21 protein-coding genes are annotated in these 20,780 nt (G+C 64.9%); 13 read left to right on the top strand and 8 right to left on the bottom strand.

All coding sequences use genetic code 11. From position 1 onward, the window contains the following. Positions 1–14: 14 nt before the first annotated feature. The 10 genes from nuoL to SB771_RS04015 all read left to right on the top strand — a co-directional run bounded on the left by nuoL (position 15) and on the right by SB771_RS04015 (position 9,925). On the top strand, positions 15–2,069 hold the full coding sequence (gene nuoL, locus SB771_RS04060) for an NADH-quinone oxidoreductase subunit L (protein ID WP_105830695.1): 2,055 nt from the start codon (positions 15–17) through the stop codon (positions 2,067–2,069). An 18-nt stretch (positions 2,070–2,087) separates the two neighbouring features. Then, on the top strand, positions 2,088–3,578 hold the full coding sequence (locus SB771_RS04055) for an NADH-quinone oxidoreductase subunit M (protein ID WP_175660173.1): 1,491 nt from the start codon (positions 2,088–2,090) through the stop codon (positions 3,576–3,578). A gap of 36 nt (positions 3,579–3,614) precedes the next feature. After that, a complete protein-coding gene (gene nuoN / locus SB771_RS04050; RefSeq protein WP_175660429.1) occupies positions 3,615–5,069 on the top strand; it encodes an NADH-quinone oxidoreductase subunit NuoN in 1,455 nt (484 codons plus the stop codon). Further along, entirely contained in the window at positions 5,069–5,365 is a 297-nt protein-coding gene (locus SB771_RS04045; RefSeq protein ID WP_175660172.1) for a DUF2818 family protein, read from the top strand. Before nuoN ends, SB771_RS04045 begins: the two co-directional genes overlap by 1 nt. A 36-nt stretch (positions 5,366–5,401) precedes the next feature. Continuing rightward, positions 5,402–5,992: an NUDIX domain-containing protein gene (locus SB771_RS04040; protein WP_012364314.1), complete on the top strand. Its 591-nt coding sequence runs from the start codon at positions 5,402–5,404 to the stop codon at positions 5,990–5,992. A gap of 137 nt (positions 5,993–6,129) precedes the next feature. After that, positions 6,130–6,552, top strand: a complete 423-nt coding sequence (locus SB771_RS04035; RefSeq protein ID WP_059499251.1) for a DUF1178 family protein — start codon at positions 6,130–6,132, stop codon at positions 6,550–6,552. 54 nt (positions 6,553–6,606) lie between these two features. Beyond that, complete coding sequence (locus SB771_RS04030) at positions 6,607–7,803, top strand: acyl-CoA dehydrogenase family protein (protein ID WP_011657475.1); 1,197 nt, start codon at positions 6,607–6,609, stop codon at positions 7,801–7,803. A gap of 19 nt (positions 7,804–7,822) precedes the next feature. Beyond that, positions 7,823–8,956 carry an acyl-CoA dehydrogenase family protein gene (locus SB771_RS04025; protein WP_175660171.1) on the top strand — a complete coding sequence of 378 codons (1,134 nt, stop codon included), beginning with the start codon at positions 7,823–7,825 and terminating at the stop codon, positions 8,954–8,956. 34 nt (positions 8,957–8,990) lie between these two features. Further along, the gene (locus SB771_RS04020) at positions 8,991–9,452 is read left to right on the top strand and encodes a MaoC family dehydratase (RefSeq protein WP_011657473.1); all 462 of its coding nucleotides are present in this window, start codon (positions 8,991–8,993) and stop codon (positions 9,450–9,452) included. Continuing rightward, positions 9,449–9,925 carry a MaoC family dehydratase gene (locus SB771_RS04015; protein ID WP_175656599.1) on the top strand — a complete coding sequence of 159 codons (477 nt, stop codon included), beginning with the start codon at positions 9,449–9,451 and terminating at the stop codon, positions 9,923–9,925. The genes SB771_RS04020 and SB771_RS04015 overlap by 4 nt, the downstream gene beginning before the upstream one ends. Before the next feature lie 51 nt (positions 9,926–9,976). On the opposite strand, the gene SB771_RS04010 is transcribed toward SB771_RS04015, so the two are convergent. Together SB771_RS04010 and SB771_RS04005 are read right to left on the bottom strand one after the other, a co-directional pair. Continuing rightward, positions 9,977–10,669, bottom strand: a complete 693-nt coding sequence (locus SB771_RS04010) for a glutathione binding-like protein (RefSeq protein ID WP_175660170.1) — start codon at positions 10,667–10,669, stop codon at positions 9,977–9,979. A 172-nt stretch (positions 10,670–10,841) separates the two neighbouring features. Beyond that, on the bottom strand, positions 10,842–11,633 hold the full coding sequence (locus SB771_RS04005) for an oxepin-CoA hydrolase, alternative type (protein WP_175660169.1): 792 nt from the start codon (positions 11,631–11,633) through the stop codon (positions 10,842–10,844). Positions 11,634–11,844: 211 nt separating this feature from the next. Between SB771_RS04005 and SB771_RS04000 the strand changes: the two genes are divergently transcribed. Further along, positions 11,845–12,501 (top strand): glutathione S-transferase, encoded by a 657-nt coding sequence (locus SB771_RS04000; protein WP_175660168.1) that lies wholly within the window; start codon positions 11,845–11,847, stop codon positions 12,499–12,501. 48 nt (positions 12,502–12,549) lie between these two features. On the opposite strand, the gene SB771_RS03995 is transcribed toward SB771_RS04000, so the two are convergent. Together SB771_RS03995 and SB771_RS03990 are read right to left on the bottom strand one after the other, a co-directional pair. Further along, positions 12,550–13,722: a pyridoxal phosphate-dependent aminotransferase gene (locus tag SB771_RS03995; protein WP_410721764.1), complete on the bottom strand. Its 1,173-nt coding sequence runs from the start codon at positions 13,720–13,722 to the stop codon at positions 12,550–12,552. Positions 13,723–13,753: 31 nt separating this feature from the next. Beyond that, positions 13,754–14,251: a putative toxin-antitoxin system toxin component, PIN family gene (locus SB771_RS03990; RefSeq protein WP_011657467.1), complete on the bottom strand. Its 498-nt coding sequence runs from the start codon at positions 14,249–14,251 to the stop codon at positions 13,754–13,756. Between the two features lie 57 nt (positions 14,252–14,308). On the opposite strand from SB771_RS03990, the gene yaaA reads away from it, so the two are divergent. Both yaaA and SB771_RS03980 read left to right on the top strand, forming a co-directional pair. Continuing rightward, positions 14,309–15,091 carry a peroxide stress protein YaaA gene (gene yaaA / locus SB771_RS03985; RefSeq protein ID WP_175660166.1) on the top strand — a complete coding sequence of 261 codons (783 nt, stop codon included), beginning with the start codon at positions 14,309–14,311 and terminating at the stop codon, positions 15,089–15,091. 136 nt (positions 15,092–15,227) lie between these two features. Continuing rightward, a complete protein-coding gene (locus SB771_RS03980; protein ID WP_175660165.1) occupies positions 15,228–16,382 on the top strand; it encodes a carboxypeptidase family protein in 1,155 nt (384 codons plus the stop codon). An 84-nt stretch (positions 16,383–16,466) separates the two neighbouring features. Here SB771_RS03980 and SB771_RS03975 read toward each other — a convergent pair whose 3' ends face one another. From SB771_RS03975 to SB771_RS03960, 4 genes are all read right to left on the bottom strand, one after another. Beyond that, on the bottom strand, positions 16,467–17,114 hold the full coding sequence (locus SB771_RS03975) for a BspC domain-containing protein (RefSeq protein ID WP_041491223.1): 648 nt from the start codon (positions 17,112–17,114) through the stop codon (positions 16,467–16,469). A 136-nt stretch (positions 17,115–17,250) separates the two neighbouring features. Beyond that, positions 17,251–17,925, bottom strand: coding sequence for an energy-coupling factor ABC transporter permease (locus SB771_RS03970; protein ID WP_175660164.1), 675 nt, complete (start codon positions 17,923–17,925; stop codon positions 17,251–17,253). A gap of 76 nt (positions 17,926–18,001) precedes the next feature. After that, positions 18,002–18,832: a LuxR C-terminal-related transcriptional regulator gene (locus tag SB771_RS03965; RefSeq protein ID WP_105830683.1), complete on the bottom strand. Its 831-nt coding sequence runs from the start codon at positions 18,830–18,832 to the stop codon at positions 18,002–18,004. A 215-nt stretch (positions 18,833–19,047) separates the two neighbouring features. Continuing rightward, on the bottom strand, positions 19,048–20,265 hold the full coding sequence (locus tag SB771_RS03960; protein WP_105830682.1) for a DUF2863 family protein: 1,218 nt from the start codon (positions 20,263–20,265) through the stop codon (positions 19,048–19,050). Between the last annotated feature and the right edge of the window lie 515 nt (positions 20,266–20,780).

Genomic DNA, 20,780 nt, shown 5'->3' with positions numbered 1-20,780 from the left:
CAGGCAACGCTGTTATGTCAATGACACTCAATGAAAACCTGCTGCTGGCGATTCCGCTCGCTCCGCTGGCCGGCTCGCTGATTGCGGGGCTGTTCGGGAACGCAGTGGGGCGCAAGGGCGCACACCGGATCACGATCCTCGGCGTATTGATCGCGTTCCTCCTGTCGGCGAAAGTCTTCCTCGACGTGATGGGCGGCGCGAGCTTCAACGCGACCGTCTATGAATGGATGAACGTCGGCTCGCTGAAACTCGAAGTCGGCTTCCTCGTCGATTCGCTGACCGCGATGATGATGGTCGTCGTGACCTTCGTCTCGCTGATGGTGCACGTGTACACGATCGGCTACATGTCGGAGGAAGACGGCTACCAGCGCTTCTTCTCGTACATCTCGCTGTTCACGTTCTCGATGCTGATGCTCGTGATGAGCAACAACTTCCTGCAGCTGTTCTTCGGCTGGGAAGCGGTGGGTCTGGTGTCGTACCTGCTGATCGGCTTCTACTTCACGCGTGAGAGCGCGATCTACGCGAACATGAAGGCGTTCCTCGTGAACCGCGTGGGCGACTTCGGCTTCCTGCTGGGCATCGGCCTGCTGCTCGCGTTCGCAGGTTCGATGAACTACGGCGAAGTGTTCGCGAAGCGTGCCGAGCTCGCGAGCCTGCACTTCCCGGGCACCGACTGGGGCCTGCTGACCGTTGCCTGTATCTGCCTGTTCATCGGCGCGATGGGCAAGTCGGCGCAGTTCCCGCTGCACGTGTGGCTGCCCGACTCGATGGAAGGCCCGACCCCGATCTCCGCGCTGATTCACGCGGCGACGATGGTGACCGCCGGCATCTTCATGGTGTCGCGCATGTCGCCGCTGTTCGAGCTGTCGGATACCGCGCTGTCGTTCATCACGGTGATCGGCGCGATCACGGCACTGTTCATGGGCTTCCTCGGGATCGTCCAGAACGACATCAAGCGGGTGGTCGCGTACTCGACGCTGTCGCAGCTCGGCTACATGACCGTCGCGCTCGGCGTGTCCGCTTACCCGGTCGCCGTGTTCCACCTGATGACGCACGCGTTCTTCAAGGCGCTGCTGTTCCTCGGCGCCGGTTCGGTGATCATGGGCATGCACCACGATCAGGACATGCGCAACATGGGCGGCCTGCGCAAGTACATGCCGATCACGTGGATCACGTCGCTCGTCGGTTCGCTGGCGCTGATCGGTACGCCGTTCTTCTCGGGCTTCTACTCGAAGGACTCGATCATCGACGCGGTGAAGCTGTCGCACCTGCCGGGCTCCGGCTTCGCGTACTTCGCGGTCGTCGCGAGCGTGTTCGTCACGGCGCTGTACTCGTTCCGCATGTACTTCCTTGTGTTCCACGGCGAAGAGCGCTTCCGCAAGCCGAAGCATCCGGAATCGCCGATGGGCATGGCGGCCGCGCACGGCCACGACGATCACGGCCATGGCCACGGTCATGACGACCATGCGCACGAGCCGCACGAGACCCCGTGGGTCGTGTGGGTGCCGCTGGTCCTGCTGGCGATTCCGTCGGTGATCATCGGCGCGATCGCGATCGGCCCGATGCTGTTCGGCGACTTCTTCCAGCACGGCGTCGCATTCGACAAGGTGATCTTCATCGGCGCGAACCATCCGGCACTGGCCGAGATGGCCGAAGAGTTCCACGGCTGGGTCGGCATGGGCCTGCACTCGGTGTCGGGCCTGCCGGTATGGCTGGCGCTCGCCGGTGTCGTCGTCGCATGGTTCCTGTACCTGAAGCGTCCGGAGCTGCCGGCGTCGATCCGCCGCGCGTTCGGCCCGATCTACACGCTGCTGGACAACAAGTACTACATGGACAAGATCAACGAAGTGGTGTTCGCCCGTGGTTCGGTGGCGATCGGCCGCGGCCTCTGGAAGGAAGGTGACGTCGTCGTGATCGACGGCCTCGTCAACGGCAGCGCCCGGTTCATCGGCTGGTTCGCCGGCGTGATCCGCTTCCTCCAATCCGGTTACATCTATCACTACGCGTTCGCCATGATCATCGGCATGCTGGGGCTCCTGACCCTGTTTGTAACGCTCGGCGGCAAATAAGGCGGGGAGACAACACTAATGCACGCTTTTCCGATTCTCAGTACCGCGATCTGGCTGCCGATCGTTTTCGGCCTCCTCGTGCTCGCGGTGGGTAACGACAAAAATCCGGGGACGGCCCGCTGGGTCGCGCTGATCGGTTCGCTGCTCGGTCTCGCGGTCACGATCCCGCTGATCACGGGCTTCGACTCGAGCACGGCCGCGCTGCAGTTCGTCGAGAAGTCGACCTGGATCGAACGCTTCGACATCGCGTACCACCTCGGCGTCGACGGCATTTCGATGTGGTTCGTCGTGCTGACCGCGCTGATCACGGTGATCGTCGTGATCGCCGCGTGGGAAGTGATCACCGAGAACGTCGCGCAGTACCTCGCGGCCTTCCTGATCCTGTCCGGGATCATGATCGGCGTGTTCTCGGCGGCCGACGGCCTGCTGTTCTACGTGTTCTTCGAGGCGACCCTGATCCCGATGTACATCATCATCGGCGTGTGGGGCGGCCCGAACCGCGTGTATGCGGCATTCAAGTTCTTCCTGTACACGCTGGCCGGCTCGCTGCTGATGCTGGTCGCGCTGATCTACCTGTACACGCAGACGCATTCGTTCGACCTCGCGACGTGGCAGAACGCCAAGATCGCGATGACGCCGCAGATCCTGCTGTTCATTGCATTCTTCCTCGCGTTCGCGGTGAAGGTGCCGATGTGGCCGGTGCATACCTGGCTGCCGGACGCGCACGTGGAAGCGCCGACGGGCGGCTCGGTCGTGCTGGCGGCGATCATGCTGAAGCTCGGCGCGTACGGTTTCCTGCGTTTCTCGCTGCCGATCACGCCTGACGCAAGCCACTTCCTGGCGCCGGTCGTGATCACGCTGTCGCTGATCGCGGTGATCTACATCGGCCTCGTCGCGATGGTGCAGGCCGACATGAAGAAGCTGGTCGCGTATTCGTCGATCGCGCACATGGGCTTCGTGACGCTCGGCTTCTTCATCTTCAACCAGCTCGGCGTCGAAGGCGCGATCATCCAGATGATCTCGCACGGTTTCGTGTCGGGTGCGATGTTCCTGTGCATCGGCGTGCTGTACGACCGCGTGCACTCGCGCCAGATCGCCGACTACGGCGGCGTCGTGAACGTGATGCCGAAGTTCGCGGCATTCGCGATGCTGTTCTCGATGGCCAACTGCGGCCTGCCGGGCACGTCGGGCTTCGTCGGCGAGTTCATGGTGATTCTCGCGGCCGTCCAGTACAACTTCTGGATCGCATTCGGCGCGGCATTCACGCTGATCCTCGGCGCCGCCTACACGCTGTGGATGTACAAGCGCGTGTACTTCGGCGCGGTCGCGAACGATCACGTTGCCAAGCTGAAGGACATCGGCCGTCGCGAATTCCTGATGCTGGCCGTGCTGGCCGCGTTCACGATGCTGATGGGCCTGTATCCGAAGCCTTTCACCGACGTGATGCACGTTTCCGTGGAAAACCTCCTCTCCCATGTCGGGCAGTCGAAACTGCCGCTGGCCCAGTAATCGCGAGCGGAGGAAATCAAGATCATGAACGCACCTATGAATGTCCTGTTGCCTGACGCGCTGGTGATGGTCGCCGTCGTCGTCGCATGGCTGAACGACACCTTTACCGGTGCCGCTGGCCGCCGCCTGACCTATCTGATCGCGGTGGTTTCGTCGGTCGTCGCCGGCGTGTGGTTCGCGGTGCAGGCGCTCGACCCGCACCAGTACTACTTCTTCTCGCGGATGGTCGTCGTCGACTCGTTCGCGAGCATGATGAAGGCCGTCGTGTCGATCGGCTTCGCGGTCTCGCTCGTCTATTCGCGCAAGTACCTCGAAGACCGCGACATGTTCCGCGGCGACGTCTTCCTGCTGGGCATGTTCTCGCTGCTCGGTCAATTGGTGATGGTGTCGGGCAACAACTTCCTGACGCTGTACCTCGGCCTCGAACTGATGTCGCTGTCGCTGTACGCGGTCATCGCGCTGCGTCGCGATGCGCCGCAGTCGAGCGAAGCCGCGATGAAGTACTACGTGCTGGGCGCGCTCGCGTCGGGCTTCGTGCTGTACGGCATCTCGATGCTCTACGGCGCGACCGGCTCGCTCGAGCTGGGCGAGGTGTACAAGGCGGTCGGCGGCAACACCGACGCAGCCGTGCTGATGTTCGGCGTGGTGTTCATCGTCGCCGGTATCGCGTTCAAGCTTGGCGCCGTGCCGTTCCACATGTGGGTGCCGGACGTCTACCAGGGCGCACCGACCGCGATGACGCTGTTCGTCGGCGGCGGCCCGAAGGTTGCCGCGTTCGCGTGGGGTCTGCGCTTCCTGGTGATGGGCCTGCTGCCGCTCGCCCAGAACTGGCAGACCGCGCTCGTGATCCTCGCCGCGCTGTCGCTGATCGTCGGTAACATCACCGGTATCGTCCAGCGCAACATCAAGCGGATGCTCGCGTATTCGGCGATCTCGAACATGGGCTTCGTGCTGCTCGGCCTGCTGGCCGGCATCGTGAAGGGCGACGCGGCCGCACCGGCGAACGCGTACAGCTCGGCGATGTTCTACGCGATCGTCTACCTGATCACGACGCTCGGCTCGTTCGGCGTGGTGATGCTGCTCGCACGCCGCGATTTCGAAGCGGAGACGATCGACGACTTCAAGGGCCTCAACAAGCGCAGCCCGGTGTTCGCGTTCGTGATGATGGTCATGATGTTCTCGCTGGCCGGTATCCCGCCGACCGTCGGCTTCTACGCGAAGCTCGCGGTGCTCGAGGCGACCGTCAACGCGGGTCTCACGTGGTTGGCCGTGCTGGCCGTGATCACGTCGCTGTTCGGCGCGTTCTACTACCTGCGCATCGTCAAGCTGATGTACTTCGATGCGCCGCAGGACACGGCCCCGATCACCGGCGATTTCTGCAAGCGCACGATCCTCGCGCTGAACGGCGTCGCGGTCGTCGTGCTCGGCCTGTTCCCGAGCCACCTGCTGACGGCCTGCCTGCAGGCGATCCGTCATACGCTGCCGCTGTAATGTCGGCAGCCGGCTGGTTCATCGTGCTGTTGGCGCTCGTCTGCGCCAACGTGCCGTTCCTGAACCAACGCCTCTTCGCCGTCGTGCCGTTCGGCGCGACGAAGAAGAACGCGTGGGTTCGGATCGGCGAGCTGATCGTGCTGTATTTCGTCGTCGGCGCCCTCGGCTTCTGGCTCGAGTCGCGTGCCGGCAACCACTTCGAACAGGGCTGGCAGTTTTACGCGATCACCTTCAGTCTCTTTGTCGTGTTCGCGTTTCCCGGCTTCACGTTCCAGTATCTCGTCAAACGACGCTGACGGCTTCGGCCGTCGTGCTCATCCACGGAGCCGCCGATGGCCGAACTACCTAATCACGACGCCGCACTGACCGAAACCTGCCTCGAGAGCGAGGCGATTTTCGAAGGCTCATTCCTCAAGCTCAAGCGCGATACCGTCCGTTTGCCGGACGGCAAGCGCGCCACGCGCGAATACGTTCAGCACCCGGGCGCGGTGATGGTGATCCCGCTGTTCGACGACGGCCGCGTGCTGATGGAAAGCCAGTATCGCTATCCGATCGGCAAGGTCATGGCCGAATTCCCGGCCGGCAAGCTCGATCCGGACGAAGGCGCGCTCGCCTGCGCGGTGCGCGAGCTGCGCGAGGAAACCGGCTACACGGCACGCGAATACGTGTTCCTGGCCCGCATTCATCCGATCATTTCCTACTCGACCGAATTCATCGACCTGTATCTCGCGCGCGGGCTGACGGCCGGCGAGCGCAAGCTAGACGAAGGCGAATTCCTCGAAACCTTCACGGCGACGCAAGCCGACCTGCAGGAATGGGTGCGCACGGGCCAGATCACCGACGTGAAGACCATCATCGGCATGATGTGGCTCGACAAGGTACTGTCCGGCACCTGGCCGCTCGGCCCGGTCGTGAAGCCCTGACCGCGCGTCAGCGGCGGGTGGGGCGCCGCGTTACAATCCGGTGACGCGGCCGCTTTCCGGCCGCGCGATCCGATTTAGCACGATCGTTCACAAAAGCGCGTTTTGCGCTACACTCGTCACACGCCCTGATTCACAGCATGAAGGTCCTCGATTTACAGTGCCCGCACGGTCATCGGTTCGAAGGCTGGTTCGCTTCCGCCGATGAGTTCGAAGCGCAGTTGTCCCGCAAGCTGGTCGAATGTCCGGTGTGCGGGACGACCGAGATCAACCGGATGCCGTCGGCGCCGCGCCTGAACCTGTCGGGTGCGACGCAGGCGCAGCCGGTCGATCCGCGTGCGCTGCAGGCGCAGGTGATGCGCGCGCTGCGCGAGGTGCTGGAGAAGACCGAGAATGTGGGCGAGCGCTTCGCCGAGGAAGCGCGGCGCATCCATTACAACGAGGCGCCGGCACGCAGCATTCGCGGCGTCACGACGCCGGAGGATGCGCAATCCTTGGTTGAAGAAGGCATCGACGTGATGCCGCTGCCGATTCCCGCCGCGCTGAAAGAACCGCTGCAATGACATACGCAGTGGGTCCTGGCCGGGCCGGATGGCCGCGGTCAGGAGACACTGCGCATGGATCTGGACTATTCCCCCGCCGACGACGCGTTCCGCGTTGACGTCCGCGCCTGGCTCGAGGCCAATCTGCCTCACGCCCTGCGCGCCAAGGTACTCGATCACAAACGACTCGACCGCGAGGATTTCGCGAGCTGGCACCGGATTCTCGGCCAGCGCGGCTGGTCCGCGCCCGCGTGGCCGGCTGAATACGGCGGCCCGGGCTGGAACGCGACGCAGCGCCACATCTGGGACGAGGAGTGCGCCCGCATCGGCGCGCCGACCGTGCTGCCGTTCGGCGTGTCGATGGTCGCGCCGGTGCTGATGAAATACGGCAGCGAAGCGCAGAAGCGCCACTATCTGCCGCGCATCCTCGACGGCACCGACTGGTGGTGTCAGGGCTATTCGGAGCCGGGCTCCGGTTCGGACCTCGCCTCCTTGCGCACGCGCGCCGAACGCCACGGCGATCACTACGTCGTCAACGGTCAGAAGACCTGGACCACGCTCGGCCAGTTCGCGGACATGATGTTCTGCCTCGTGCGCACCGATCCCGCGGCGAAGAAGCAGGAGGGCATCTCGTTCCTGCTAATCGACATGGCGACGCCCGGCATCACGGTGCGTCCGATCATCACGCTCGACGAGGATCACGAGGTCAACGAGGTGTTCTTCGAGGACGTGAAGGTGCCCGTCGAGAATCTCGTCGGCGACGAAAACCGCGGCTGGACCTACGCGAAATACCTGTTGGGCCACGAGCGCACCGGTATCGCGCGCGTCGGCGCGTCGAAGCGCGAGCTCGTGTTCCTGAAGCGTGTGGCGTCGCACCAGCAGAAGAACGGCAAGCCGTTGCTCGCGGATCCCGTGTTTGCCGCGAAGGTCGCGGCGCTCGAGGTCGAGCTGATGGCGCTCGAGGTGACGGTGCTGCGCGTCGTGAGCCGCGAGACGAGCGGCAAGGGGCCGGGCCCCGAGGCGTCGATGCTGAAGATCAAGGGGACCGAGGTGCAGCAGGCGCTCACCGAGCTGATGTTCGAGGCGATCGGGCCGCTCGCGGCGCCGTTCGACGTGCCGTTCCTCGAGGGCGAGCGCGAACACAGCATCGCCGGCGACGACGATGCCGCGCCGCTCGCCGCGTACTACTTCAATTATCGGAAGACGTCGATCTACGGCGGCTCGAACGAGATTCAGAAGAACATCATCGCGCAGATGATCCTCGGGCTGTGATCAGGGAACGGAGACAACCATGGATTTCAGCTTTACCGATGAGCAGCAACAGTTCGCCGACGCGCTGCGCCGCTATCTCGGCGAGCAGTACGGTTTCGACGCGCGCCAGGCCATCGTGCGCAGCGATGCGGGCGTGTCGGACGCGCAATGGAGCGCATTCGCGGAGCTGGGCCTGACCGCGCTGCCCGTGCCGGACGCACAGGGCGGATTCGGCGGCGGCCCGGTCGACATGCTGGTCGCGATGCAGGAGCTCGGCCGCGCACTCGTGGTCGAGCCGTACTGGGCGACGGCGGTCGGCATCGAGGCGCTGCGGATTGCCGGGTCCGGCACGGGCGACGATGCCGCGCTGCTGGAAGCGGTCGCACAGGGGCAGAAGCGCCTGGCGGTTGCATTTCACGAACCGCGGGCGCGCTACGACCTGTACGAACTCGGCACGCAGGCACGCGAGCAGGGCGGTGCTTGCCGGTTGACCGGCGCCAAGTCGGTCGTCCAGCACGGCGCACAGGCGCATGCGTGGATCGTGCCCGCGCGGGTCGACGGCGGCGGCATCGGCCTGTTCGTCGTCGAGCGCGACGCCGCGGGAGTGAAGCTCGTCGACTATCGGACGATCGACGGCCAGCGCGCCGCAACCATCGAGCTGCATGAAACGCCCGCGCGGCAACTGACCGGCGGCGCACGCGATGCGGCCGCGCTCGAGCAGATTGCCGATTACGCGACCTTCCTGCTCTGCGCGGAAGCGGTCGGCGCACTCGACGAACTGAACCGCGCGACGGTCGAATACACGAAGACGCGCGAACAGTTCGGCGTGCCGATCGCGCGTTTTCAGGCGCTGCAGCACCGGATGGTCGACATGCTGATTCACGCGGAGCAGGCGCGTTCGCTGACCTACCTGGCCGCGGTGCGTTACGCGGGCGGCGATGCCGATGCGCGGCGCAAGGCGGTGTCGGCCGCGAAGGCGCGGGTCGGCGCGGCAGCGCGCTTCGTCGGCCAGCAGGCCGTGCAACTGCACGGCGGCATGGGCGTGACCAACGAGGTCGCCGCCGCGCATCTGTTCAAGCGGCTGTCGATTATCGAGACGACCCTCGGCGACACCGATCACCACCTTGCGCGCATCGCGGCCCTGCCGGATTTCGCGCAGGCCGACGCGGCATGACGGCGACGCGCGAGCGCGCCACAGGAGACACACAGTGGGTATCAGTTACGAAGACCTTGAAGTCGGCAGTACGACCGAAATCGGCCGCTACACGTTCGAACCGGACGACATCAAGGCGTTCGCGCAACGCTACGATCCGCAGCCGTTCCATCTGGACGAGGAAGCCGGCAAGGCATCGCCGTTCGGCGGACTGGTCGCGAGCGGCTGGCATACGTGTTCGGTGTTCATGAGCCTCCTCGTCAAGAAGCTCGGGCCGGATTCGACCAGCATGGGCTCGCCCGGCATCGATTCGATCCGCTGGCTCAAGCCCGTGCGTGCCGGCGATACGATCACGATGCTCCAGAAGATCCACGACAAGCGCGTGTCGGCGAGCAAGCCCGACCGCGGCATCGTGTCGTCGGAGTGGATCGGCATCAACGGCGCCGGCGACACGGTGATCTCCGTGCATACCAAGGTGATCTTCGGGCTGCGCCATCCGCAAGGAGCGGGCGCATGACGGACGTGACATTGCCGCTGATCGCGTCGCCGCAGGCGCTCCATGCACAGATCGGCGCGGAACCGCTGGCAAGCGGCTGGGTCGAGATCGACCAGCGTCGGGTCGACGGTTTCGCCGACGCGACCGGCGATCGCCAGTGGATCCACGTCGACCCCGAGCGCGCGCGGCGCGAGTCGCCGTTCGGCGGTCCGATCGCGCATGGATTCCTCACGCTGTCGCTGATTCCCGCGCTGATGGCCGAGGCGATGCGCTTCGAGCAGAAGATGGGCGTGAACTACGGACTGAATCGCGTGCGGTTCCTGAAGCCGGTGCCGGTCGGCACGCGTGTGCGCGCGCTGTTCGCGGTGAAGGAAACCGCGGAGGCCGCGCGGGGCGGCGTGCAGGTCACATGGTCGGTATCGATGCAGGCCGAGCGTCCCGACACGCCGTTGCTGGTTTGCGCGGCGGAATTCATTACGCTGCACTACTTCTGATGCGCGCGGCGGCATCGACGGATGCCGCCCGCGTTGCCCGCGCGTGCTGCTTCAGTGCTTCGCGTATTGCGTCGCGCCGAACAGCATCTCGCGCGCCTTGTCGTCCTGCAGTGCCTTGCGCATCGACGCGAGGACTTCGACGCCGCGCTGCACGGCCGGACGCGCGGCAATCGCTTCCTGCCAGCGCTTCACGTTCGGCAGTTCATCGAGCACGATGCCCTGGTTCTGCCACGAACGCGTCCACGGGAACGTCGCGATGTCCGCGATCGTGTACGTGTCGCCCGCGAGATATTCGGATTCGCCGAGCCGTTTTTCCATCACGTTGTACAGGCGCTTCGCTTCGTTCGTGTAGCGATTGACCGCGTATTCGATCTGCTCCGGCGCGTACAGGCGGAAGTGGTGCGCCTGCCCGAGCATCGGGCCGATGCCGCCCATCTGGAACATCAGCCATTCGAGCGTCGCGTACCGCCCGGCCGGGTCGGTCGGCAGGAACTTGCCGGTCTTTTCCGCAAGGTACACGAGGATTGCGCCCGATTCGAACAGCGAGATCGGCTTGCCGCCGGGGCCGTCCGCGTCGACGATCGCGGGGATCTTGTTGTTCGGGCTGATCTTCAGGAATTCAGGCTTGAACTGGTCGCCCGCACCGATATCGACCGGATGCACGCGATACGCGAGGCCCGTTTCCTCGAGCATGATGTGTACCTTGTGGCCGTTCGGGGTCGCCCAGCTGTAGACGTCGATCATCGTCAACTCCTTCGTTGCATGCGCGAAAACGGCGCCGGCAGGACGCCGCGACAGGCGGTCATTAGAGCATGGATCGACGTGCGCTGCAGGCGGCGGCCCGGCGCGGCCGCGCGCCGGCGCACGCGTGTCGATGCGGCGCGGCGAGGCCGTTAGAACAGCGGGATTGCGCGGATCAGCGCTTGTAGCGCGGCTGCCGTTTCTCGAGAAACGCGGTAATGCCTTCGAACGCGTCCGCATGATGCAGCGATGCGACGAAGTGATCGCGCTCGGTGCCGAGATGGGTTTCGAGCGGCTGTGCGGGCGCATCGTCGAGCAGCGACTTGATGCGCGTGAGTGCGTTCGGCGAGATGCCGGCAAGCGAGTCGGCCCACGCGAGCGCATCGGACAATGCGGAACCCGGCACGGCGAGCCGATTGACGACGCCGAGCGCATGCAGGCGTTCGGCCGCGACGGGCTTGCCTTCGAACAGGATTTCGGCGGCCAGCGCGCGCGGCAGCGCGCGGGCGAGGAACCACGAGCCGCCGCCGTCGGGCGTGAGGCCGACGCGCGCATATGACATCACGAACTTCGCGTCGTGTGCGGCGACGATCAGGTCGCACGCGAGCGCGAGCGAGAAGCCCGCGCCGGCCGCCGCCCCTTCGACCGCCGCGATCACGGGTTTCGTCGATGCGCGGATCGCCGTGATCCACGCGCCGAGCTGATCGATGCTGTCGGCCTGGTAGGACGGATCCTTCGAGCGGTTCTCGAGCAGCCGGTTCAGGTTGCCGCCCGCGCAAAAGAAACGATCGGCGCCCGTGAGCACGACCGCGCGAATCGCGGGATCGCGCTCGGCGGTGGCGAGCGCTTCGACGCCGGCCGCATACATGTCGGGATGCAGCGCATTGCGCGCGCCGGGATTGGACAGCGTGAGGACGAGCGTCGATTCGCTCTCGGGCGGACGCGAGGCCAGCAGTTCAGCACTCATGCGGGGGTGTCTCCATCGGATGGCGAGGCTGCGGCGCCGCGCGTTGCGCGGGCTCGTGCGCATACCCGCGAGGGCGCTGCCGCAGCGGATGCATTGTTGTCGTGACGGACATGAAACTGCTTTAGACTAGCACGAACGTGCTTTTCAGCGCGACGAATCCTGGTGCGGCCGGCGTCGCTGCGGCCGCGCTCCCGCAACGAAGGAGACTCCGATGCTACAGCTGTGCGGTATTCCGTTGTCCAACTATTACAACAAGGTGAAGTTCGTCCTGCTCGAACATGACATCCCGTTCGAGGAAGCGACATGCACGTTGCCGGTCAGCGATCCTGCATTGCTCGCCGATTCGCCGCTCGGCAAGATTCCGTTCCTGAAGACGGAAGAGGGTGCGCTGTTCGAGTCGCAGGTGATCATCGAGTATCTGGCCGCGCGTTATCCCGACAAGGCCATTTTTCCGGCGGGGCTGTTCGCGGCCGCGAAGGTGCGCGAACTCGTCGAGACGCTCGAGCTGTATCTCGAATGGCCCGCGCGTGAGGTCTATACGGAAGCGTTTTTCGGCGGCAAGGTCAGCGACGGGACCAAGGCGCATGTCGAGAAGCGGCTGCCGCGTGCGATCGAAGCATTCAAGCGGATGACGCAGTTCTCGCCCTACGTGCTCGGCGACACATTTGGTCTGGCAGACATCGCCGCATCGGTCCACCTGCCGGTGATCGGGATGGCGACGAAGGTCATCTTCGGCCGCGATTTCCTGCTCGACGCCGGCATCGACTGGAAGGCGCACGCGAAGCTGGTGGGTGAGCGGCCGGCCGCGCAGCGCGTGGCGGCCGATCGCAAGGCCTATGTCGAGGCGACAGCCGCCACGCGTTCGTAAGCACAAGCCGGACACAGAGCGGGCAGCGCCTTGCTGCCCGTGCCGGACTTACAGGCGCGCGAGCCGTTCGAGTGCGGACGCGAGCGTGCTTTCCTGTTTCGCGAAGCAGAAGCGCACGACGCCCGATTCGTGCGGCTCGTGATAGAACGCCGAAACCGGAATCGCCGCCACGCCGATTTCCGACGTGAGCCACTTCGAGAATTCCGCTTCGGGCAGGTCGCTGATCGCCGAATAGTCGACGCACTGGAAGTACGTGCCCGTGCACGGCAGCAGCTTGAAGCGCGTGCGTTCGAGGCCGGCGCGGAAGAAGTCGCGCTTCTTCTGGTAGAAGTCGGACAGCGTCAGGTACGGTGCCGGGTCGCGCAGGTAGTCGGCGAGCCCGATCTGCGTCGGCGTGTTCACCGTGAACACGTTGAACTGATGGACCTTGCGGAACTCCGCCATCAGTGCGGCAGGCGCAGCGACATAGCCGACCTTCCAGCCCGTCACGTGGTAAGTCTTCCCGAAGCTCGACACGATGAAACTGCGCTCGGCCAATTCCGGGTAGCGCGCGACGCTCTCGTGCCGGGCGCCGTCGTAGACCATGTGCTCGTACACTTCATCGGACAGGATCAGCACGTTGGTACCGCGCACGATCGCCTCGAGCTTGCGCATGTCGGCCTCGCGCCACACGGTGCCGGTCGGATTGTGCGGCGTGTTGATCATGATCATCCGCGTCTTCGGCGTGATCGCGGCGGCGAGACGATCGAACGGGATCGCGTAGTCGGGCGCCTCCAGCGTGACGAACACCGGCTTGCCGCCGGCGAGCTCGATCGACGGCAGGTAGCTATCGTAGGTCGGCTCGACGACGATCACCTCGTCGCCCGGATGCACCGCGCACAGGATCGCCGTCAGCAGTGCCTGCGTCGCGCCGGCCGTCACCGTGATCTCGGTGGCCGGGTCGTAGCGCCGGCCGTAGACATGCGCGATCTTGTCGGCGATCGCGTCGCGCAGCGGCGCGACGCCCGCCATCGGCGGATACTGGTTGTGGCCGTTGCGCATCGCGGCCGCGACCGCGTCGACGATGCGCGGATCACAGTCGAAATCCGGGAAGCCCTGGCCGAGATTCACGGCGCCTTTCTCGGCGGCGAGCGCGCTCATGACCGTGAAGATCGTGGTGCCGACGTTCGGCAGGCGCGATGGGAAAACGGGATTCGTAGGCATGTCGGAAGGAGCGTTCATCGATACGGTCGCAGCGTGTTGCGTCGGCCCGTCAGGCCGGCGTGGTGGGGATGGCCGACGCGGCATCGAGCGCGCAGGCTTCGGTAAACGGCGCGGGCTGCGCGATCCGGAAGCCGAAGTCGCGTGCGGTGCGCTTCGCGAGCTTGAGCAGCGCACGGTCCTTCGACACGAGCCAGTCGGCCTGCGCGGCGCGCGCGAGCTCGAGAAACTTCTGGTCGTCGCGGTCCTTGCACTTCGGCAGCGGCGGCGCGTCGGCGTCGACGGGCGGCGGCTCGACGCGGCTCGTCAGGCGTGCGACGGTCGCGAGCGCTTCGGCCTTGTCGATCGCGCGCTCGCGGAACTGCGGGTAGTCGAGCACGAGCTCGAGTTCGTTCAGGCAGCGGCCGTCGATCACGGCGGCCAGCGTGCCGCGTTCGAGCGCAGCGCGGATCGGGCGTGTGGCAGGGTCGTCGAATACGAGTATGTCGATCCAGACGTTCGAGTCGAGCACGACGCGATGTGCGGCGTGCGGGGCGGAGGAGCGGGTCATTCGTTACAATCGGTGGTTTTCGTCTGACCGCAAGGCACGGCGTGCCAGCGAGCCTCTATGATAATCGTTCTCTCTCCCGCCAAATCCCTCGACTACGATACGCCCGCCCACGTCCCGTCTTACACGAAGCCTGCATTCGTCGACGATGCGTCGGAACTGATCGACGGCCTGCGCAAGCTGTCGCCGCAGGACATCGCGACGCTGATGGACATTTCCGACCCGCTCGCGCGCCTGAACTTCCAGCGCTACGCGGACTGGTCGCCGACCTTCTCGCCGGCCAATGCGAAGCAGGCGGTGCTCGCGTTCAACGGTGACGTGTACGAAGGGTTCGATGCCAAATCGCTGTCGGCTGCCGATCTCGACTACGCGCAGCACCACGTGCGCGTGCTGTCGGGCCTGTACGGACTGCTGCGTCCGCTCGACCTGCTGCAGCCGTACCGGCTCGAGATGGGCACCCGTTTCGCGAACGCGCGGGGCAAGGATCTGTATGCGTTCTGGGGCGACCGGATCACGCGTGCGCTGAACGAGCAGCTCGAGACGCGCAGCGGCGCGGCGCGCGTGCTGGTCAACTGCGCGTCGACCGAGTACTTCAAGTCGGTCAAGCCGAAACTGCTGGCCGCACCGGTCGTCACGCCGGTGTTCGAGGACTGGAAGGGCGGCCGCTACAAGATCATCAGCTTCCACGCGAAGCGCGCGCGTGGCCTGATGGCGCGCTATATCGTCGAGAACCGCATCGCCGAACCGGCGGCGCTGAAGGATTTCGCGATGGAAGACTACGCGTTCGACGCCGCTGCATCGAACGATTCGACTTACGTATATCGCCGGCGAATCGGCGAGTGACCTGGCGGCCGTTCACGAGACGGCCGGCGCATGCATGCGGCCGGGCAGGCGGCCAACCGCCCGTTCCGCTCGACAGCTTTGCATGGGCCCGGAGTAAGTGCTGAAGCACTAACTCCCGTCGACACAGGAGAGACAGATGACCCTTTCGATCACCAGCAATTTCGACGCGGGCGCCATCGACGTCGTGTCGTGCGACAGCCCGGACGCGATCCGGCTGCGCGTGCGCGGCGACAACCGCTCGGAATTCGCCCAATGGTTCTACTACCGCGTCACGGGCGCGCGCGGCGAGCGTTGCGTGATGTCGTTCGAGAATGCGGCCGAATGCGCGTATCCGTCGGGATGGCGTAACTACAGCGCGGTCGCGAGCTACGACCGCGTCGACTGGTTCCGCGTGCCGACGACCTTCGACGGCAAGACGATGACCATCGACCATACGCCCGAGTTCGACAGCATCTACTACGCGTATTTCGAGCCGTATTCGGAAGAGCGCCACGCGGCGTTCCTCGGCGCGATCCAGCAATTGCCGCAGGCGCGCGTCGTCGAGCTTGGCCGCACGGTCGAAGACCGGCCGATGTCGTTGCTGACGCTGGGTACGCCGGAAGTCGACGGCGCACCGAAGAAGAAGGTGTGGGTCATCGCGCGTCAGCACCCCGGCGAGACGATGGCCGAGTGGTTCATCGAAGGGCTCGTCAAGCGGCTGGCCGGATGGGGCGATTGGGCGGGCGATCCGGTGGCGCGCAAGCTTTACGATCGCGCGACGTTCTACATCGTCCCGAACATGAATCCGGACGGCAGCGTGCACGGCAACCTGCGCACCAACGCGGCGGGCGCGAACCTGAACCGCGAGTGGATGGAGCCCGATGCCGAGCGCAGCCCCGAGGTGCTGGCCGTGCGCGACGCGATCCATGCGATCGGCTGCGACATGTTCTTCGACATTCACGGCGACGAGGATCTGCCGTACGTGTTTGTCGCGGGTTCGGAGATGCTGCCGAGCTTCACCGAGCAGCAGCGCAAGGAGCAGACCGCGTTCATCGATGCGTTCAAGGTCGCGAGCCCGGATTTCCAGACCGAGCACGGCTACGCGGCGAGCAAGTACAAGGAAGACGCGCTCAAGCTCGCATCGAAGTACATCGGCCACCAGTTCGGGTGCCTGTCGCTGACGCTCGAGATGCCGTTCAAGGACAACGCGAACCTGCCCGACGAGCGGGTCGGCTGGAACGGCGAACGCAGTGCGGCGCTGGGTGCCGCGATGCTGGCGGCAATCCTGGTGCACGTCGAGACGTTCGCGTAAGCGCATCGCCGTCGACATGAAGAAAGCCGGCGCATCGTGCGATGCGCCGGCTTTTTCGCTTCTGTCGTGGCCGCTACCGTCCGATCAGGACTTCTTCGCGGTTTTCTTCTTCACGACTTTCTTCTGGCCGCTTGATTTCTTCGTTGCGGCGGCTTTCTTGCCGGTGCGGCTCGTTGCCTTGACCTTGCCGCGGTGCGACTTGCCCGTGAACTTCTTCGTCGACGACGACGGACGCTCGACGCGCGGCTTCAGCGGCGGCACCGGATCGTTCCAACTGAACGCAAGCATTTGCTGACCGACATAGCCGCAGCGAAATTTCAGCGGTGTCGGGTCGCTGCCGTCGCTATGGATGCCGAGGCCGTCGACGGTGACGATGTTGTCCACCTTTACGCGCTGCTTGCCCTGATCGAACGAATCGTTCCACGGCGTGATCGCCGCGTTGCCGCTTTCGAACGCCTTCGGCGCGAAGTCGACGCGATCGAAGGCCGACGACGTGCTGGCGATGAAGCTACCGTGCGCCGCACAATCGGCGACGATCGGATCGGCATGCATCTCGTTGACGAATTTGTTGATCAGTTCGGAGCGCTGGTCGAGGAGGTCGGCGAATACCGGTGCCGGAAGCGCAAGCGACAGGCCGGCGACACAGGCTGCCAGCTTGCCGAGCGCCCGGAAAATCCGGAGCGAGGCAGGAGAGCTGTCCATCTGGTTATTGGTGAGGAGCGAATGAGGCATCGGGCAGGTATAGATGCCCGATGAAGAACAGGAGTTCAATCTTAGCGTAAAAAAGTTGGGCGGCAGTAGGTGCCGCACTCTCCCGCGCTGCGCAAGCGGATCGGCGCGTGTGCCGATCGCATCGGAACCGGCGCACTCAGGCGCGCGGGCCGCCGAGACGATAGCGCCGCACGTCGAACGTGGTGACCCACGCCGGACGATAGACGGCGATGAGCGCGGTGGCCATGCCGGTGAACCACGCTTCGCCAAGCGCGAGCAGCGCGGTATTGAGCAGATAGCCGGCGGGAATCACGACGGGCACGCCGTCCGCGAGCGCGAGCTGGACGCCGGCCGCGGCCGCGGCGACCGCGACGATCGCGATGGCCGGAGACAGGAATCCCTGGCCGGTGATGAACGATGCGAGGTTAGGCGGGAGCCATGCGATCACGGCGCGCTGCAGCAACGCGGACACGGCCACCGGTAGCGCGCCGTAGATCAGATAGGTGAGGCCGATGCCGTGCCACGGCGCGTCGAAGACGATCGCGGCGATGCCCGTGACGGCACCCATCGCGATCAGCGCAAGCGTCCAGTCGAACAGCGTGACGAGCAGCGTCGCGCCGAGGAGGTGCATGACGATGCCGTCCTCGAGCCATGCATTCGAGGCCCACAGAACCGTAATTGCAGTGACGAGCGCGAGCCACACGTGCTGGAGCGTTGCGTCCTGCAGGCGGACGAAGGGGCGATTCCAGAGCGCGAGCGCGAGCAGAGCCACGGCGCCGATCCAGCCGCCGATGCCAACCCAGAGCGGAAGCGGTGTGAAAAGAAAACCCATGCGTCCATATTACTCGTTGAGCATCAAAGGTGGGAATCCGCACTTGCTGACCGTCGCAATATCGATACTAGTCCGACTAGCGTTCGCGCCGAAAACGCGCCGGCGGTTCGGCCGCGAGCGGCAGGTCCGCGGTGTTTGCGTCCGGCAGCGGATACGGACGGTTCTTCCGTTGCATGCGCAGCGGGACCGGGCCGCGTTCGCCGATGGTCGGCTTGTCCGCACGCTCACGGTTTGCCAGCAGCACCTCGAGATGCGGCGACAGCCAGCCGTTGTAGATCGCGACGGCCGCGGCCCGGTTTGCCGCGCCAAGCTGCTGGAAGATGCTGGCGAGGTGGATCTTTACGGTGCCTTCGCTGATGCCGAGCGTGCGGGCGATCATCTTGTTGGTGTTGCCCATGTGGACGAAGCGCATGATCTGCGCCTGTCTCGGCGACAGGAGGCGGCTTGCCGGGCGGCGCGGCAGCGATCCGGCGAGCGTCTGGAAATGGGCGTCGTGGCGGGCCGCGGCGGCGGACGGCAGCAGGCTGAGCGCAATGGGCGGAATGTAGTGCCCGCCCAGCAGCACCATTTCGAGAGCTCGCACGATCAGGTGCGGCCGCATGGAGTGCGGAATCACGCCCGCGACGCCATAGTTGTAGAAGCGCTGGATGGCTTCCGGCGTGGATTCGTCGATCAATACCGCGGCGGGCGTCGGCGAGCAGGCGCTGCAGAGTGCCTGCAGTTCGCTGAGCCGGCCGACGTCCGGCCAGTTGATTGCGACGAGGTCGAAACGCTGGGCGCGCAGCAATCGGCGCGCCTGGAAACCGTCGGGCGCATCGTTGATGCTGGCGTGACGGTCGATCTGCCGCAGCAGGGCCTTCAGTCCGTCACGCCGTTCGGCGTCTGAGTTCAACACCAGGAATCGCATATTCAAGCTCCATAAGGTGAGTCATTGATCTATCGTCGGCATGTCTTGGCTTGGATCCGATCATGACAAAGACCTTACACGATGTCTGCTTGGCTGAAAGGCTTAGGAAAAGTCCGAAATTTTGAATGGAGGGAAATGCGGGCGAGAAAAAAGCCGCTCCGGCAGGAACCGGGAGCGGCTTTGTCGGGCAGGCTCGACGAGCCTGCAGTGCGCGATCAGTGAAAGTGCGGCTGGGCCGGCGATGCGTCTTCCGGCATTTCGGCGTGGACAATCTCGCCGAGTGGGTCCGCATAGAGCGGCACGCCGCAGTCGTCGCAGTACTCGGGCTCGAAGCGGCCTGCGTGCCGCCGGACGTCGGTTACGCCGCATTCCTTCAGCAGACTCACGATTTCCTCCATCGGCCCTTCCATCGGCGCTTCGCCTTCGAGCGTCGCGTTGTCGGTCGACACGTCGCCGTTCTCGCGGCCGTACAGCGGCCACACGACGCCATAGATCACGTCGTTGCTGGCACGTCGCGTGAAGCCGACGCGATACTCGTCGATCCGGCGCTCGCCGAAGCCCGCGACCACGGCGCGAAGTTCCTGCGGTGCCGCACCAAGTGTGTCGAAAAGATAACGGATGGCCGTTCGGACCGTGTGCGGACGGATCCTCTCGTCCGCATCGCGGCAGGCCGAGTAGTACGCGTCCGGAAGCAGGCATTCGAACTCGCAGCCGGGGAGGGCGACCGACAGGCTCGGGCCGCCCTGGGCGGTCCACTGCTCGAGACACTGGCCGCGTTCGATCCGGTTGCCGTGCTCTTCTTCCTGCCAGCGGAACAGCGGTGCACCGGCCGGCGCGGCCACCACGGCGAGCAGGAAGCGCGGGTCGGCGAGGATCGGCGAAGTTTCGGGCAGGTCGCCGAAGCTCAGCTTGGCGGCGTGCTGGCCGATTGCCGCATGCGCGAGTTGCTGGGCGAGCCGGTAGGTCTCGACGTGGTGGCGCGGCAGCTGGTCGATGCTGTACAGGAACGGGGCCAGTCCGACGAGCGTGCCGCTCGCGAGCACGTGCGCCTGCAGTTGCGTGCGCAGTGCGTCGGCGACATCGCCTTTCAGCGGGCCTGATGGAATCATGTAGCGCGTCCACGCGAGAACGGGGACGGCCACCAGCAGTGCATCGTACGGCTGGCCGTCGTGCTCGATCACCATCGATTCACTGTGCGTCTCGGCCATGTCGGCGAGCGCGCCGTAGGCATCGGGGTGGTTCTGCTGTAGATGGTCGAGTGCCGCGTCGAGCGTGGTCTGGTTGCCGTTGCGAACGATCTTGGCGAGCAGTGCGTCGAGCTTCGCTTCCCAGAAGCGATCCTCGATGCGGCTGCCCGAGGCGAAGAGCGCAAGCGACAGGCCGACCAGTTTGTCGGCGTCGGGGGGGAGGCGTTTGGCGATTCGCTGGCGCATATTAAATACGTATAGAAAGGGGCGAAGAGCCTCACATTCTAGTCCGTTCTTTGCACCATAAGCGGCCTTGTGCTTCGGCATGGCCGGAAGGCCGTCTCGACGGGGGCGAAGAAAAATCCATCAAACCCCTTGCGCGGTTCGAGGCGGGTGCCTACAATCACGCCTCTTTCGCGCTAACGGAAACGCGGCGCGGGAGGGGAGGGAAGCGGTGCTGACGGGGAAGGTTGTAGAAGCCCCGGCGCACACGAAGTTGAACCCCTCGCCGTCGCAACGAAGCAGTTCAGAAAGTTGTTGACGAGCGAAGAAAGACGGTTCATAATCTCGCTTCTCTGCTGCTGAAAACGCAGCGCTGCTGAGGAACAGAAGGTTTCTCGCAGAAATGCTCTTTAAAAATTAACAGCCGATAAGTGTGGGCGCTTGATGGAAGCGAGCTGATCCTCGGATCAGATAGCGAAAGTATCAAGAGTCTCACACTAAAGTAAGTCAGGTTTATGAAGTGATTCATATTCCTGTCA

Source organism: Burkholderia sp. SIMBA_051 (assembly GCF_046534915.1).
Lineage (GTDB): Bacteria > Pseudomonadota > Gammaproteobacteria > Burkholderiales > Burkholderiaceae > Burkholderia > Burkholderia ambifaria.
The sequence above is the reverse complement of the archived record's forward strand: the minus strand, read 5'-3'. Positions and strand labels throughout refer to the sequence as shown.